Here is a 13464-nt window from a genome sequence, read left to right as displayed (position 1 = left end):
TGCCAGATTGCAACGGCCTGCCTTGGTTGCCCGAAGGTTTGCCACAAGGCAATCCCTTGCCATCAGGGCGCGTTCACAGACGGTTCAGCAACTCGACCGTCGGCCATGCATCCGCGGGCAGGCCAAGCCGCGCCTGTTCCGCCTGCACGGCGGCGCGGGTTCCGGCCCCGAGAATGCCGTCGATTTTCCCGACGTCGTGTCCCCGTGCCTGCAGCTTGCTCTGCAATTGTTTCATTTGCGGGCCCGACAGACCCGGCTCTGGATTGCCCGCGTCATAGATCGGCGCGCCCTCGAGCCGCGTCGCGAAATAGGCGGCGGTCAGGACATAGACGAAACTCCGGTTCCATTCGAAAAAGACATCGAAATTCGGATAGGCGAGAAAGGCCGGCCCCTTGCGACCCTGCGGCAGGATCAGCGAGGCAGGCAGGTCGGCCAGCGACCCGTTGCGGGCGCGGACGCCCATCGCCTGCCACTCGGATACCGGCCGGCTGCGGCCCGGTCCTGACAGCGACCAGTCAATCTGCTCGGAAACCCGGACTTCCTGCAGCCATGGCTCACCCGGTCGCCACCCCAGATGCGAGAGCATCTGGGCCCCGGATGTCAGCGCGTCGGCGGCAGAGGTCTTGAGGGAAACCTTGCCGTCCCCGTCCGCGTCCACGCCGTTGTCCAGAATGTCCTGCGGCAGCATCTGCACCATGCCGATTTCCCCGGCCCAGGCTCCGGTCGTTCGCTGTGGGTCGAAATCGCCCTGTTCGAACAGCTTGATGGCGGCGAAGATCTGGGGGCGAAACAGCTCGGGCCGCCGGCAGTCATGCGCCAGCGTGACCAGCGCATTGCGCGTGTTGAAATTGCCCTGATAGCCGCCATAGTCGGTCTCGAAGGCCCAGAAGGCCAACAGGACACCGCGCGAGACCCCGAATTCCGCCTCGATACTGTCGAAAACCGCCGCGTATTTTCGGGCCATCGCTTGGCCCCGGTCGATCCGGTTCTTCGAGATCAAGTGGCGGGAAAAGTCGATGAAGGGTTTCTGGAATACACCTTGGGCCCGGTCGGCTTTCAAAACCTTTTCGTCCACACGGACGCCCTGGAAGAACGCGTTTACTGCGGTCTGCTGATGCCCTCGGCCGAGTGCTTCGGTTTTCAGATCTTCGACGAAGACATCAAAGCTGCCGCCGCATCGGGCATGAACGGGCGAGCCCATCAGGGCAACGGCAAACAAGCCGGACAAAAGGCGCATTTTGAAGACAACCTGAAAAGTTCGTTCAGAGTATGAAGCCGAGCATAGCCCAAAGCGCCACGATGCCAAGGGCCAGCCCCCAGACACGCCAGAGCATGGCCACCGCCTGCTCGATCTCTGACGCGCCGATCTCCCGCCGTGCATCGCCATTGACCCAGGCCAGGTCCCGGACCTGCCCGTGATAGCTGCGCGGGCCGGCAAGCGCCACGTCCAGCGCACGCGCCATGGCCGCCTCGGGCCAGCCGGCATTGGGCGAGATGTGGCGGCGGGCGTCCGCCACGATGGCCGGCCATTGGCGGTAACATCCCGACAGCACGACGATCATCCCGCAGGTGAGCCGCGCCGGTATCAGGTTCAGCAGATCGTCGAGCCGCGCCGACGCCCAGCCGAACTCGGCAAATTTTTCGTTGCGGTAGCCGATCATGCTGTCGGCGGTGTTGACGAATTTGTAGACCAGAAGGCCCGGCAACCCGCCGACGAGAAACCAGAAGGCGGGTGCGATGACGCCGTCGCTCAGGTTCTCGGCGGCGCTTTCGATGGCCGAGCGCGCAACCTGCGCCTCGGTCATGTCCGAGGTGTCGCGCGAGACGATCCTTGCCACCGTCTGGCGCGCATCCTCCAGAGACCTCCGCAATGCCGTGGCCACGTCCTGAACATGCGAGACCAAGGATTTCTGCGCCAGCAGGATCGCACAGACGATGATTTCCGCGACCGGCCCCAGAGCCGCCAGCAGCGCGCCGATCAGCAGGGCAGAAAACACCAGAAAAATGACGACCGCGACTCCCTTGAGGCGTCTGTTCGCGCCGTGGTTCAGGTGTCTGTCCAAGGCGCCGATCAGGTTGCCGATCATCACCGCCGGATGCCGGATGCGCGACCACAGCCAGTCGGGTTCACCCAAGGCAGCGTCGAGCAGCATGGCGCAGGTCAGCAGGAAAGCGGTGCTCACAGCGCGGCCTCCAGGCGCTCCCAGCCATGCGCGGGCGGCAGGCCCAGACGCAGGTAGCTGTGAGAATAGGGAAAGATGCGGCTCCAGATATGGGCGCGGGCCAGACGGTCTTGCCAGGCGGCTGCGTCGTCCACCTCGTAGAGCCGGAACAGCGAGGTGCCCCCGACGAGCTTGGCCCCCTTGCCCCTCAGCAGGGCATCGAGCCGGCGGGCCTCGTCGGCCAGCCGCGCACGGGTCGCCTCGGCCCAATCTTCGTTGGACAGGGCCGCTGCCCCGATCCGCAGGGCCGGGCCCGAAACGGCCCAGGGGCCGGTCAGGTCGTTCAGCCGCGAGATGATCTCGGGCCGTGCAATGGCAAAGCCCAGCCGCAATCCGGCGAGCCCCCAGAACTTGCCGAAACTTTTCAGCACGACGGTGCTCGGGCGCTCGGCCAGATGGATCAGGGATGCCTCGGGCGTCACGTCGCAGAAACTCTCGTCGATGATGGTCAGAGGGGCCGAGGCGTCCGCTTCGCTCCAGAGCCGCCCGTCGGGATTGTTGGGATGCACCAGAACGCGGGCCTCTGCCGGGCCGCTGTCTTGCACCTGCCAGCCCTGGGCGGAAAAGGCGGCGGCGTGTTCGTTGTAGGTGGGTGGCGTGATCTCGACCGAGTCGGCGGGGGCCAGCGCCGGAAGACGCGCGATCAGCGCCGAGGCGCCGGGGGCAGGCAGGATCGCAGCCCCATCGGGCACGGACCAAAACCTGCGGGCGGCGGCGACGAGGGTTTCGAAGGCCTCGTGATCGGGCAGTTCCGCCCAATCCGCGGGGGCCAGGCTGGTGACAGGGTAGGGGTGCGGGTTGATTCCGGTGGACAGGTCGATCCAATCCTGTCTCTCGCCGCCATAGGCGCGCATTGCGCCGTCCAGCCCGCCGCCATGATCGCGCTTTGCGCGGGGATTGATCGGGTCGTGATCCGGGTCGGGCATGCAGGCCATCCGATAGGTTTGCCTAAAAAACGTCGCTCGTCTGGGCGCTTCAAGCGGATTTTCGCCTTTGACACAAGCTATTCCCGCCCAAACGCGACGAGGTGGCGCCTGTAAACGCTTTGTTAACGAAATGGGCGGATCAAGGGCAGGGGGGACGGCACCACGCGTTTTTCGAGTGCCGAGGTTGTCGCGAATGAAAGTTCTGATCGTCGAGAGCAACCTGGATCTGGGCCGGGTCTGGCAGCGTCATCTGCAGCGGCAGGGGGCCGATACGGTGTTGGTGGACTCGCAGGAGGCGGCGATCCTGGCGCTTTACGGCACCGATTTCGATGTCATCGTGTTGGACCTCGTCCTGGAAAACGGCAGCGCCCTGGCGGTTGCCGATTTCGCCAGCTACCGCCGCCCCGAGGCGCGGGTGATCTTCGTCACCAACACGACGTTTTTCTCGGACGGTTCGATCTTTGCCCACAGCCCGAATGCCTGCGCCTATGTCCAAAGCGCAACGCCGCCAGAAGATCTGGCGGCGATGGTCGAGCATTACGCGGCAGGCCGCTGATCGCGCCCGTGCGGCGCCCAGTAGTCGAGCACCGGGTTGATCGGAATGATGCGGTGCGGATTGATGCTGTCGTGGCTGTAGAAATAGTGCCGCACGATATGTTCCACGTTCACCGTGCTCGCCACACCCGGCCATTGATACATCTCGCGGGTGTAGGCCCAGAGGTTCGGGTAGTCGATCAGCCGCTTGCGGCTGCACTTGAAATGCACATGATAGACCGGGTCGAAACGGATCAGCGTGGTGAACAGGCGCCAGTCGGCCTCGGTGATGCGGTTACCCATCAGATAGCGGTTGGCGGTCAGCTGCTCCTCCAGCCAGTCGAGCGTGTCGAACAGGGGATGCACGGCGGTGTCATAGGCCTTCTGCGTGGTCGCGAATCCGCATTTGTAGACGCCATTGTTCAGGGTCGAGTAAATCCGGTCGTTCACCTCTTCGATTGCGTCACGCAGCGGTTCCGGCCAGTAGTCATCGGTGTTGCCGGTGATCGCGTCGAAGGCCGAGTTGAACATGCGGATGATCTCGGCGCTTTCGTTCGAGACGATGGTCTCGCGCTGCTTGTCCCACAGAACCGGCACCGTGACGCGGCCTGAATAGCTGGGGTCTGCCTTGGTATAGATCTGGTGCAGGTGGCCGAAGCCATAGAGGCCGTCACCGGTCGCGCCGTGTTCGTCCGTCTCGAAACTCCAGCCCTGATCCAGCATGTCCGGATGGACCACGGAAACCGAGATGTGGTCGGCCAGCCCCTTGAGTTCACGAAAGATCAGAGTCCTGTGCGCCCAGGGGCAGGCGAGGCTGACATAGAGGTGATATCGCCCGGATTCGGCCTTGAAGCCACCTTCCCCGGACGGCCCGGACTCTCCGCCCGGCGTCACCCAGTTGCGGAACCGAGAGGCCGACCGTTTGAACGCGCCGCCGGTGGATTTGGTGTCATACCAGACATCTTGCCATTTACCGTCTACCAGCAAGCCCATGCCAAACCCTCCTGTTCGAGATGCATCAGACATAGGCCCGCAGGCCGTCGCTGCCTAGCCTCCCGAACGCGCACTGTCTCTGCGCCCGCGCACAGGGCCGGGCTGGTCGGACTGCAACAAGACTCTCTCGCAAAAAGAAAAAACAGAAAATCCGTCATTGGATTTTTACGAATCCTCTGCAAACATGAAGAGGCATAGAAGGGAATGTGATTGATGAGTACCTATGTTTCAAAAGAAATGCGTGCCGAATTGAATGCCGCGCGAATTGCTTCATTGAAAAAAGCCAGCCGCCTCAGGGTGGAAGTGGACGGAACCTATTACCGGGTCCTGCGGATGTGGAAGGACGGCTTCACGGTGGAGGTCGACAGCACACCGCCTTTGCGCGGTCTTGTCGATCTCTATGACGGGGCCAATCACCTCTACCAATGCCTGATCGTCGCCGCCGAGGAAGAGGCGGGCGAGATGCGCTATGAGTTCAAGCGCAACACGATGGCCGCCGACAAGGCACCGCTGGATTTCTACCGGTCGCCGGATGCGCCGATCGCGCTGCTGGGCAAGCGCGACTGATCCGGCGCGGGCCGCTGCTGCCGGCGCGAGACCGCTTTATCACTGCAGATCAGAAAAAGCGTTCTTGAGACGGGCGCAGGCCTCTTCGACGCGGGCGCGCTGCGTGCCAAGGTTGAACCGCAGGAAACTTTCGCCGCCGGTACCGAATGTGGTGCCGTGGTTGACCGCGATCTTTGCGGTCTGCTCGACCCTGTTGGTGAACTCGGCACGCTCCATACCGGTGCCCGAGAAATCGACCCAGGCTAGGTAGGTTGCTTCCAAAGGCATGGACCGAAGGCCGGGAATCTCGGCGATGGCCGCGTCGAAGAGACGGCGGTTTTCATCGAGATAGGCGATCTGCTCGTCCACCCAGATGGCCCCTTCCGCCGAATAGGCAGCGGCGGTGGCGAACTGGCCGACCGAGTTGGGCGCCAGCGACAGCGCCAGCATCCGCTTGGCGAACTGGCCGCGCAGCTCGGGGTCGGGAATGATCACCTGCCCTGTGTGAAGCCCCGCGATGTTGAAGGTCTTGGAGGGCGCCGTCAGCATCAGAAGCCGATCCGTGATCTCGGGCGCGGCATTCTGCATCGGGATGTGCGTATGGCCCGGAAAAACCAGGTCATGGTGAATCTCGTCGGACAACAGCAGCAGATCGTGCCGCTTGGCGAAATCCGCGACCGCCTGCAATTCGGCCTGGCTCCAGACGCGCCCGCCGGGATTGTGGGGCGAGCAGAGAATGACCATCTTTTCCGACCCGGTCATCATCTCGTCATAGGCGTCGAAGTCCATCTCGTAGCGGCCTTCGTTGTTGACCATCGGGCATTCGACCACCTCGCGGCCCGCATTGCGGATCACCCGGGCAAAGGCGTGGTAGACGGGCGTGAACAGAACGATCCCGTCGCCGGGCTGGGTAAAGGCGTCGAGGCACATGCCCACCCCGTTCACCAGACCCGTGGTGGTAAAGATCGCCTCCGGCTCGACCGCCCAGTCGTGTCGCGTCCGCATCCACCAGCGGATCGCGTCCTTGTAGGGCTTGTCCACATTGACATAGCCAAAGACACCGTGATCGACCATTTCCCGGATCTTGTTCAGGACCGGCGCGGGGGCGCGGAAATCGGTATCGGCGACCCACATCGCAATGCCATCGTCGGTCGGCACACCATAGACCTGCTCCATCATGTCCCATTTGGCGCAATGGGTGCCGCGGCGGTCGATGAGGTCGTCAAAGCTCATGAGGGTCTCCTGTCTGATCGCCGCGCAGGCTAGCCTTATTATCCGTGGGCGCAAGGGGGGCGTTGCGGAGGCGGCAATGATGACCTAAATCAGCCCCATGAAACGTACGATCCTGATCCATCCCGATCCCCGCCTGAAAAAGGTCTGCGCGCCGGTGTCCGACATCACCGACGATCTGCGCAAGCTGGCCGACGACATGCTGGAGACGATGTATGACGCGCCCGGCATAGGCCTTGCCGCGCCGCAGATCGGCGTGCTGGACAGGCTGATCGTGCTGGATTGCGTCAAGGAAGAGGGCGAGGCGCCGCGCCCGCTGGTGATGTTCAACCCTCAGATCGTCTCGGCCTCGGACGAAACCAATGTCTACGAGGAAGGCTGCCTGTCGATCCCCGAGCAATTCGCCGAAATCACCCGGCCCAAAGAGGTCGAGGTCGCCTGGATGGATCGCGACGGCAACGCCCGGCAAGAGGTGTTCGACGGGCTTTGGGCCACTTGTGTCCAGCACGAGATCGACCACCTGAACGGCAAGCTGTTCATCGACTATCTCAAGCCGCTCAAGCGGCAGATGATCACCCGCAAGATGCAGAAGCTCAAGCGCGAGCGGGCCCGCGCGTGACCGTTCGGCCGATCCTCAAATGGCCCGATCCGCGTCTGTCGCAGAAATGCGCGCCGGTTGACCGGGAGGTGCCCGGGGATCTGATCAGGGACATGTTCGACACCATGTATGCCGCGCAGGGCCGTGGCCTGGCCGCGCCGCAGATCGGCGTGATGCAGCGGTTCTTCGTCATGGATTGCGGCTGGAAAGAGGGCGAGCCTTCTCCGATGGTGATGATCAACCCGGTCATCATGGCCGCCGAACGCATCCCCGAGGTGATGGAGGAAGGCTGCCTGTCGATCCCGGGCATCCTGGTTCCGGTCGAGCGCCCCAAGGCAGTCACGGTGCAGTGGACGGCCGCCGAGGGCGACATCCACATGGCCGATTTCGACGGGTTCGTGGCCCGCTGCATCCAGCATGAATTCGACCATCTCAACGGCATCGTGACATTCGATCACCTCGCCCCGGCCGACCGAAGACGCGCCGAATCTGAATATCTGGAGAAACAGCAATGACCGTGCGCCCCTGCCTGCCCTGGCCTGACAAGCGGTTGCGGAGCCGCGCCGAGGAGGTCGGCGAAATCACCGACGAGATCCGGGCCATCTGGGATGACATGATCGACACGATGGAGGCGATGCCCGGCGTCGGCCTGGCCGCGCCGCAGATCGGGGTGATGCTGCGCCTTGCGGTGGTGGATGGCTCGGTCGAGCGGGGCAAGGCCGTGCGGCTGGCCAACCCCGAGATCCTGCACAGCTCGGTCGAACTGCGCGAGCACGAAGAGGCCAGCCCGAACCTGCCGGGGGTCTCGGCCAGGATCAAACGTCCGCGCGCCGTCACCGTGCGGTTCCTGAACGAGCAGGGGATGATGGACCGGCGCGACTTCGTGGGGATCGAGGCGACCAGCGTCCAGCACCAGATCGACCACCTGAACGGCAAGATGTATTTCGACCACCTGAGCAAGGTGAAGCGCGACATGCTGCTGCGCAAGGCAAGGAAATCGGGGTAGGGGGCATTCACCCCGCCGCAGGGAGAGACACGAACATGCGCCTGATCTTCATGGGCACGCCCGAGTTTTCGGTCCCGGTGCTCGACGCGCTGGTCGAGGCCGGCCACGAGATTGCCGCGGTCTATTGCCAGCCGCCCCGTCCCGCCGGCCGCGGAAAGAAGGACCGCCCGACCCCGGTTCACGCGAGGGCGCAGGAACTGGGCCTCGAGGTCCGGCACCCGGTGTCGTTGAAATCACAGGACGAGCAACAGGCCTTTGCGGCGCTCGATGCGGATATCGCGGTGGTCGTGGCCTATGGGCTCATCCTGCCGCAGGCGATTCTGGACGCTCCGAAGCACGGCTGTCTGAATATCCATGCAAGCCTTCTGCCCCGCTGGCGCGGCGCGGCCCCGATCCACCGGGCGATCATGGCGGGCGACAAGGAAACAGGCATCTGCATCATGCAGATGGAGGCGGGGCTGGATACCGGCCCCGTCCTGCTGCGGCAGGCAACCCCCATAGGGCCGGAGGAAACCACCGGCCAGTTGCACGACCGGCTGTCCGAAATGGGCGCGGCGCTGATCGTCGAGGCGCTCGACCGCCTGCCCGAGCTGACGCCGGAACCGCAGCCGGATGACGGCATCACCTATGCCGAAAAGATCGACAAGGCCGAGGCCCGCGTGGACTGGAGCCGCCCTGCCGCCGAGGTAGACCGGAAAATCCGCGGCCTCTCGCCATTTCCCGGCGCCTGGACCGAGATCGCGGGCGAGCGGGTCAAGCTGCTGGCCTCACGCCTGGCCGAGGGGCGGGGGCAACCGGGCGAGGTGCTGGATGACGCGCTGCGCGTTGCCTGCGGCGAAGGGGCGGTGGAACTGCTGCGCTTGCAACGGGCGGGCAAAGCCGCGCAGGATAAGGAAACCTTACTGCGCGGTTGGCCGGTTGCCGCCGGAACCCGCCTTTGATCGGAGTCGGCTGAATGTTCATGGTCCTGATGGGAACCGTCGTCATCGCGGGTATCGTGGGATACCTGTCGGAAAAGACCGGCTTTACCCATAACGGCTATGTTCAGTCGATCATAATCTGTGTCGGCGGCGCCTTCCTGTTCTACTTCGTCAGGATCATGTTCGGCGTGGGCTTTGGATCGCCCGGTCTGGACGCGGTGATCTCGTCCATCGGCGCCCTCATCATCGTGCCGACCCATTGGAGAAAGTGATATGCCCGTTGTCGCCCTCATAATCATTGGCGCCGCCGCCGGGTTCCTGGCGACGCGGCTCATGCGGATCGAGGCGGACATCCCCACGACGATGCTGGTAGGGATCGTCGGCGCGCTGGTCGGTGGCTTCATCCTCAGGGCGCTGCTGGCCGTGATGGGCTGGATGTCAGGCTTTGTCGGTGCTGTTCTTGGGGCGTTGCTGGTGCTCTGGGTCTGGCAGACCTATTTCCAGCGGCGCTGAAGCGCCGCTCGCGCCTTCATGCCTTGGTCTTGCCCGGCTTGAACGGGGCCATGCCCGCGCGGGCCAGCTCATCCGCGCGTTCGTTCTCGGGATGGCCTGCATGGCCTTTCACCCATTTCCAGGTGACGTCATGGCGCCGCTGCGCCTCGTCCAGCCGCTGCCACAGTTCGACATTCTTGACGGGTTTCTTGTTCGAGGTTTTCCACCCGTTCTTCTTCCACCCGTGAATCCAGCCCGTCACGCCGTTCTTCACGTAGGCGCTGTCGGTGACGACGGTGATCTTCGACGGGCGCTCCAGCGTTTCCAGCGCGGTGATCGCCGCCAGCAGTTCCATCCGGTTGTTGGTGGTCTCGGCCTCGCCGCCGCTGAGTTCGCGCTCCTTGACCACCTTGTCGCCATCCATCGCGCGCAGCAGAACACCCCAGCCGCCGGGGCCGGGATTGCCCGAGCAGGCACCATCCGTGTAGGCAAACAGTTCAGGCATGGGCGGCCACCACGATCCAGTCGGAAACGGTCCCGTCCAACCCCGTGCCGCTGCCCAACCTGTGGCCGGTGACGGTGAACCCGGCGTCGCGCAGAAGAATCTTCAATTCGTCCTCGCCATAATAGGAATAGTGCCGGCCCAGCCTGTCGCGGCCTTCGCCCTGTCCGAGCTTCATGCCGATGTGGAACACCCCGCCCGGTTTCAGCGCGCGGTGCAAGGCTGCCAGATGGCGCGGGAAATCCGCCCGCGCCGCGTGGAGCAGGCTGAAATTGGCCCAGATGCCGTCATAGGCGGCTACTTCGGTGATGTCGTTGAATGTCGCCTGTCGCGCAGTGACGCCCGGATGCCGCGCGGCCAGCGCCACCATTTCCGCCGAGGCATCCACCGCCTGGACCACCAGCCCAGCACGCGCCATCGCGGCTGCCGCGGTTCCGGGGCCACAGCCAAGGTCCAGAACGCGGCCGCCTGCGGGGACAGCCGCGATGAAAGCCGCCAGTTGCGGATCGGCGCTGTTGTAGCCGTCGGTCAGGCCTGCGTATTCGCCCGCGCGCTGGTCGTAGACGCGGATCGTGGCTTCGTCGCTCATGCAGGCTCTCTCAGCACGCGCGGAACCTTGAACTCGACGTTTTCCGTCGCCGTCTCGACCACCTCTACGGTCACGTCATAACGGTCGCGGAACGCGTCAATGACCTCGTTTACCAAAACCTCGGGCGCCGACGCGCCAGCGGTTATGGCGACGCTCGAAATGCCCTCCAGCGCGCGCCAGTCGATACTGTCGGCGCGCTGCACCAGTTGCGCATAGTCGCAGCCCGCTTTCGAGGCGACCTCGACCAGGCGGCGCGAATTGGAAGAGTTGGGCGCCCCGACCACCAGCAAGGCGTCGGATTTCGGCGCTACGACCTTGACCGCTTCCTGCCGGTTGGTGGTGGCATAGCAGATGTCTTCCTTGTGGGGGCCGACGATCTTGGGGAACCGGGCCTGCAATGCGGCGACGATGTCCTTGGTGTCATCGACCGACAGCGTGGTCTGGGTGACGAACGCCAGGCGCTCGGGGTCGCGCACCTCGACCCGGGCCACGTCTTCGACCGTTTCGACCAGCAGAACCTCGCCATCCGGCAACTGGCCCATGGTGCCGATGGTCTCGGGGTGGCCCTTGTGCCCGATCATGATCATCTGCAGCCCCGCATCGGCGTGGCGCTGGGCCTCGATATGCACCTTGGACACCAGAGGGCAGGTGGCGTCCACATAGATCATGTTGCGGCGGTCGGCCTCGGCGGGCACCGATTTCGGAACACCATGCGCCGAGAAGATCACCGGCCGATCATCCGGGCAGTCTTCCAACTCCTCGACGAAAACCGCGCCCTTGTCGCGCAGCCCGTCCACGACGAACTTGTTGTGCACGATCTCGTGCCGGACATAGACCGGCGCGCCCCATTTCTCGAGCGCCATCTCGACGATCTTGATGGCCCGGTCCACGCCCGCGCAGAACCCGCGCGGGGCAGCCAGATACAAAGTCAGGGGCGGTTTGGTCATGGTCGGCATCTCCTTGCCCGGGACAGGTAAGGGTTTTCAGCGGATTGGTCCAGTAAGAGAGGACGGTGTCATCAATTTGACAAGTTCATCGGGTATCAAGGTGATGTTTCAGGACGCACAGCATTGCAAATGGAAAGAGCGGTCAGGATCGTGCAAGCCTGACCGCTCAATTCCATGGCGGTTGCGGTTTGGGCCGCAGCCCGGTTTTCCGTGGCCTTACTTTCCGCCGGCAGCGGCAATGTTACGGGGCTCGGCCGACACGTCACGCGGCGGGCGACCGATCACGTCGCGCAGGTCCTCGAGTTCGATGAAGTTGTCGGCCTGGCGGCGCAGTTCGTCCGAGATCATCGGCGGCTGGCTGCGGATGGTCGAGACCACCGAAACCCGCACGCCCTGACGTTGCAGGCTGGCCACCAGCGGGCGGAAATCCCCATCGCCCGAGAACAGCACGATGTGATCCACGCGCGGCGCCAGTTCCATGGCGTCGACGGTAAGTTCGATATCCATGTTCCCCTTGACCTTACGCCGACCCATGCTGTCGGTGTATTCCTTGGCGGGTTTGGTCACCATGGTGAAGCCGTTGTAGTGCAGCCAGTCCACCAACGGCCGGATCGGAGAGTAGTCGTCGTTTTCAAGCAGCGCTGTGTAATAGAAGGCACGAAGCAACTTGCCCCTGCGCATGAACTCCTGACGCAGAAGCTTGTAGTCGATATCGAATCCAAGGGCTTTGGCCGCGGCATACAGATTCGAGCCATCGATGAACAGCGCTAGCCGTTCGTCCTTATAAAACATAAAATTGGTCCTTCCGGTATGGCCATCCGCCGCGATTTCCGTGAGTGAGTGTGCAAAAAACGACGTAATGGTAGAACTAATTTAGGGGAATTGGCGTGCATCGCAAGTATTCTCTAAGTCGAATTCAGGGTGTTTCATGACAAAAAGACGCTCAAAAATCGTGCTTGCCCTCGGGGGGAATCTCGATCTGAGACAAAGCGGGCCTGAGGTGACCCTGCGGCAAGCGCTGATCGCGCTCGAACAGGAGGGGCTGGTGATTCGCCAGGTCAGCCGCTTTTTCGCCACACCATGCTTTCCAGCAGGTGCGGGGCCGGACTATGTGAATGCTGCCGCTCTGGTTGAATCAGATATGACTCCTCACACGTTATTGGATTTGCTGCACCGTGTCGAGCACCAATTCGGGCGCGCTCGCGTGCAACGCTGGGGCATGCGGACACTGGATCTGGATGTGATCTGCTGGGAGGATCTGGTGCTGCCCGACAGGCAGGAATACGACCGCTGGCGCACCCTGCCGCAGGCGGAGCAGATCCGGGCGACTCCGAATCAGCTTATTCTTCCGCATCCGCGCCTGCAGGACCGGGCATTCGTCCTGGTCCCCATGGCCGACATCGCGCCCGAGTGGAGACACCCGGTGTTGGGCCGGACTGTCTCGGAATTACTGGAGGACCTTCCGGCGGAAGACGTGGCCGCTGTTACGCCCCTTTGATTGCTGGAAAAGGCGCATTTCGCGCTTGTCAATGCCGGGAAAGGCGCTTAGATAAGCCTCTTCCTGACACTGTTTCATATTGGAGAGTGGCTCATGGCCCGCGTGACGGTAGAAGACTGCGTAGACAAGGTTCCCAACCGCTTCGAGCTGGTGATGCTTGCGGCGCACCGCGCACGCGAGATTTCCGCAGGTGCCCCGATCACGGTGGACCGCGACAACGACAAGAACCCGGTCGTATCGCTGCGCGAGATTGCCGAGGAAACCCAGACTGCGGACGAGCTGCGCGAACGTCTGATCGAGGCAAACCAGACCCAGATCGAGGTCGATGAGCCTGAAGAGGATCAGATGGCGCTGCTGATGGGGGCCGAGTCGGACAAGCCCGCCGATGACGACATGTCCGAAGAGAAGCTGCTGCGTGCCCTCATGGAGGCTCAGGGGCAGGGGTAACCCGCGCAGGGGAA

General features: G+C 63.4%; 19 protein-coding genes. 10 read left to right on the top strand and 9 right to left on the bottom strand.

Going from position 1 to position 13464, the window contains the following annotated elements; all coding sequences use genetic code 11:
• Positions 1-73 precede the first annotated feature (73 nt).
• Genes AVO45_RS05875 through cobD form a run of 3 tightly spaced genes read right to left on the bottom strand, consistent with a single transcriptional unit; the run spans position 74 to position 3148 of the window.
• A complete protein-coding gene (locus AVO45_RS05875; protein WP_068345010.1) occupies positions 74-1237 on the bottom strand; it encodes a lytic murein transglycosylase in 1164 nt (387 codons plus the stop codon).
• Between the two features lie 25 nt (positions 1238-1262).
• Positions 1263-2183 carry an adenosylcobinamide-phosphate synthase CbiB gene (cbiB, locus tag AVO45_RS05870; RefSeq protein ID WP_068345009.1) on the bottom strand — a complete coding sequence of 307 codons (921 nt, stop codon included), beginning with the start codon at positions 2181-2183 and terminating at the stop codon, positions 1263-1265.
• Positions 2180-3148 (bottom strand): threonine-phosphate decarboxylase CobD, encoded by a 969-nt coding sequence (gene cobD, locus AVO45_RS05865; RefSeq protein ID WP_068345077.1) that lies wholly within the window; start codon positions 3146-3148, stop codon positions 2180-2182. Before cobD ends, cbiB begins: the two co-directional genes overlap by 4 nt.
• A gap of 193 nt (positions 3149-3341) precedes the next feature.
• On the opposite strand from cobD, the gene AVO45_RS05860 reads away from it, so the two are divergent.
• On the top strand, positions 3342-3704 hold the full coding sequence (locus tag AVO45_RS05860; RefSeq protein ID WP_068345008.1) for a response regulator transcription factor: 363 nt from the start codon (positions 3342-3344) through the stop codon (positions 3702-3704).
• On the opposite strand, the gene AVO45_RS05855 is transcribed toward AVO45_RS05860, so the two are convergent.
• Positions 3686-4675 (bottom strand): glutathione S-transferase family protein, encoded by a 990-nt coding sequence (locus AVO45_RS05855; RefSeq protein WP_068345007.1) that lies wholly within the window; start codon positions 4673-4675, stop codon positions 3686-3688. The genes AVO45_RS05860 and AVO45_RS05855 overlap by 19 nt on opposite strands.
• A gap of 213 nt (positions 4676-4888) precedes the next feature.
• Between AVO45_RS05855 and AVO45_RS05850 the strand changes: the two genes are divergently transcribed.
• Positions 4889-5242 (top strand): hypothetical protein, encoded by a 354-nt coding sequence (locus tag AVO45_RS05850; RefSeq protein ID WP_068345006.1) that lies wholly within the window; start codon positions 4889-4891, stop codon positions 5240-5242.
• Positions 5243-5281: 39 nt separating this feature from the next.
• On the opposite strand, the gene AVO45_RS05845 is transcribed toward AVO45_RS05850, so the two are convergent.
• Positions 5282-6454 carry a MalY/PatB family protein gene (locus AVO45_RS05845; protein WP_068345005.1) on the bottom strand — a complete coding sequence of 391 codons (1173 nt, stop codon included), beginning with the start codon at positions 6452-6454 and terminating at the stop codon, positions 5282-5284.
• A 97-nt stretch (positions 6455-6551) separates the two neighbouring features.
• Here AVO45_RS05845 and def (AVO45_RS05840) point away from each other — a divergent pair, with 97 nt between their 5' ends.
• Genes def (AVO45_RS05840) through AVO45_RS05815 form a run of 6 tightly spaced genes read left to right on the top strand, consistent with a single transcriptional unit; the run spans position 6552 to position 9488 of the window.
• On the top strand, positions 6552-7070 hold the full coding sequence (def, locus tag AVO45_RS05840) for a peptide deformylase (RefSeq protein WP_068345004.1): 519 nt from the start codon (positions 6552-6554) through the stop codon (positions 7068-7070).
• Positions 7067-7564 carry a peptide deformylase gene (gene def / locus AVO45_RS05835; protein ID WP_068345003.1) on the top strand — a complete coding sequence of 166 codons (498 nt, stop codon included), beginning with the start codon at positions 7067-7069 and terminating at the stop codon, positions 7562-7564. Before def (AVO45_RS05840) ends, def (AVO45_RS05835) begins: the two co-directional genes overlap by 4 nt.
• Positions 7561-8055 carry a peptide deformylase gene (gene def, locus AVO45_RS05830; RefSeq protein ID WP_068345002.1) on the top strand — a complete coding sequence of 165 codons (495 nt, stop codon included), beginning with the start codon at positions 7561-7563 and terminating at the stop codon, positions 8053-8055. Before def (AVO45_RS05835) ends, def (AVO45_RS05830) begins: the two co-directional genes overlap by 4 nt.
• A 35-nt stretch (positions 8056-8090) precedes the next feature.
• Positions 8091-8996: a methionyl-tRNA formyltransferase gene (gene fmt, locus AVO45_RS05825; RefSeq protein WP_068345001.1), complete on the top strand. Its 906-nt coding sequence runs from the start codon at positions 8091-8093 to the stop codon at positions 8994-8996.
• 14 nt (positions 8997-9010) lie between these two features.
• Positions 9011-9247 carry a hypothetical protein gene (locus tag AVO45_RS05820; RefSeq protein ID WP_068345000.1) on the top strand — a complete coding sequence of 79 codons (237 nt, stop codon included), beginning with the start codon at positions 9011-9013 and terminating at the stop codon, positions 9245-9247.
• A 1-nt stretch (position 9248) separates the two neighbouring features.
• Positions 9249-9488 carry a GlsB/YeaQ/YmgE family stress response membrane protein gene (locus tag AVO45_RS05815; RefSeq protein WP_068344999.1) on the top strand — a complete coding sequence of 80 codons (240 nt, stop codon included), beginning with the start codon at positions 9249-9251 and terminating at the stop codon, positions 9486-9488.
• A 16-nt stretch (positions 9489-9504) separates the two neighbouring features.
• Here AVO45_RS05815 and rnhA read toward each other — a convergent pair whose 3' ends face one another.
• The 4 genes from rnhA to AVO45_RS05795 all read right to left on the bottom strand — a co-directional run bounded on the left by rnhA (position 9505) and on the right by AVO45_RS05795 (position 12297).
• A complete protein-coding gene (gene rnhA, locus AVO45_RS05810; RefSeq protein WP_068344998.1) occupies positions 9505-9972 on the bottom strand; it encodes a ribonuclease HI in 468 nt (155 codons plus the stop codon).
• Positions 9965-10558, bottom strand: a complete 594-nt coding sequence (locus tag AVO45_RS05805; protein WP_068344997.1) for a class I SAM-dependent DNA methyltransferase — start codon at positions 10556-10558, stop codon at positions 9965-9967. Before AVO45_RS05805 ends, rnhA begins: the two co-directional genes overlap by 8 nt.
• Entirely contained in the window at positions 10555-11505 is a 951-nt protein-coding gene (gene ispH, locus AVO45_RS05800; RefSeq protein ID WP_068345076.1) for a 4-hydroxy-3-methylbut-2-enyl diphosphate reductase, read from the bottom strand. The genes AVO45_RS05805 and ispH overlap by 4 nt, the downstream gene beginning before the upstream one ends.
• Positions 11506-11721: 216 nt before the next feature.
• Entirely contained in the window at positions 11722-12297 is a 576-nt protein-coding gene (locus AVO45_RS05795) for a LabA-like NYN domain-containing protein (RefSeq protein ID WP_068344996.1), read from the bottom strand.
• Positions 12298-12433: 136 nt separating this feature from the next.
• Here AVO45_RS05795 and folK point away from each other — a divergent pair, with 136 nt between their 5' ends.
• A complete protein-coding gene (folK, locus tag AVO45_RS05790) occupies positions 12434-13003 on the top strand; it encodes a 2-amino-4-hydroxy-6-hydroxymethyldihydropteridine diphosphokinase (protein WP_068344995.1) in 570 nt (189 codons plus the stop codon).
• Positions 13004-13096: 93 nt separating this feature from the next.
• Positions 13097-13450, top strand: coding sequence for a DNA-directed RNA polymerase subunit omega (gene rpoZ / locus AVO45_RS05785; RefSeq protein ID WP_068344994.1), 354 nt, complete (start codon positions 13097-13099; stop codon positions 13448-13450).
• The last annotated feature ends 14 nt before the right edge of the window (positions 13451-13464 follow it).

Origin of the sequence: Ruegeria marisrubri (assembly GCF_001507595.1) — a bacterium.
Classification (GTDB): domain Bacteria; phylum Pseudomonadota; class Alphaproteobacteria; order Rhodobacterales; family Rhodobacteraceae; genus Ruegeria; species Ruegeria marisrubri.
Note: the sequence above shows the minus strand (reverse complement) of the source record. Positions and strands in the feature narration are given on the sequence as shown.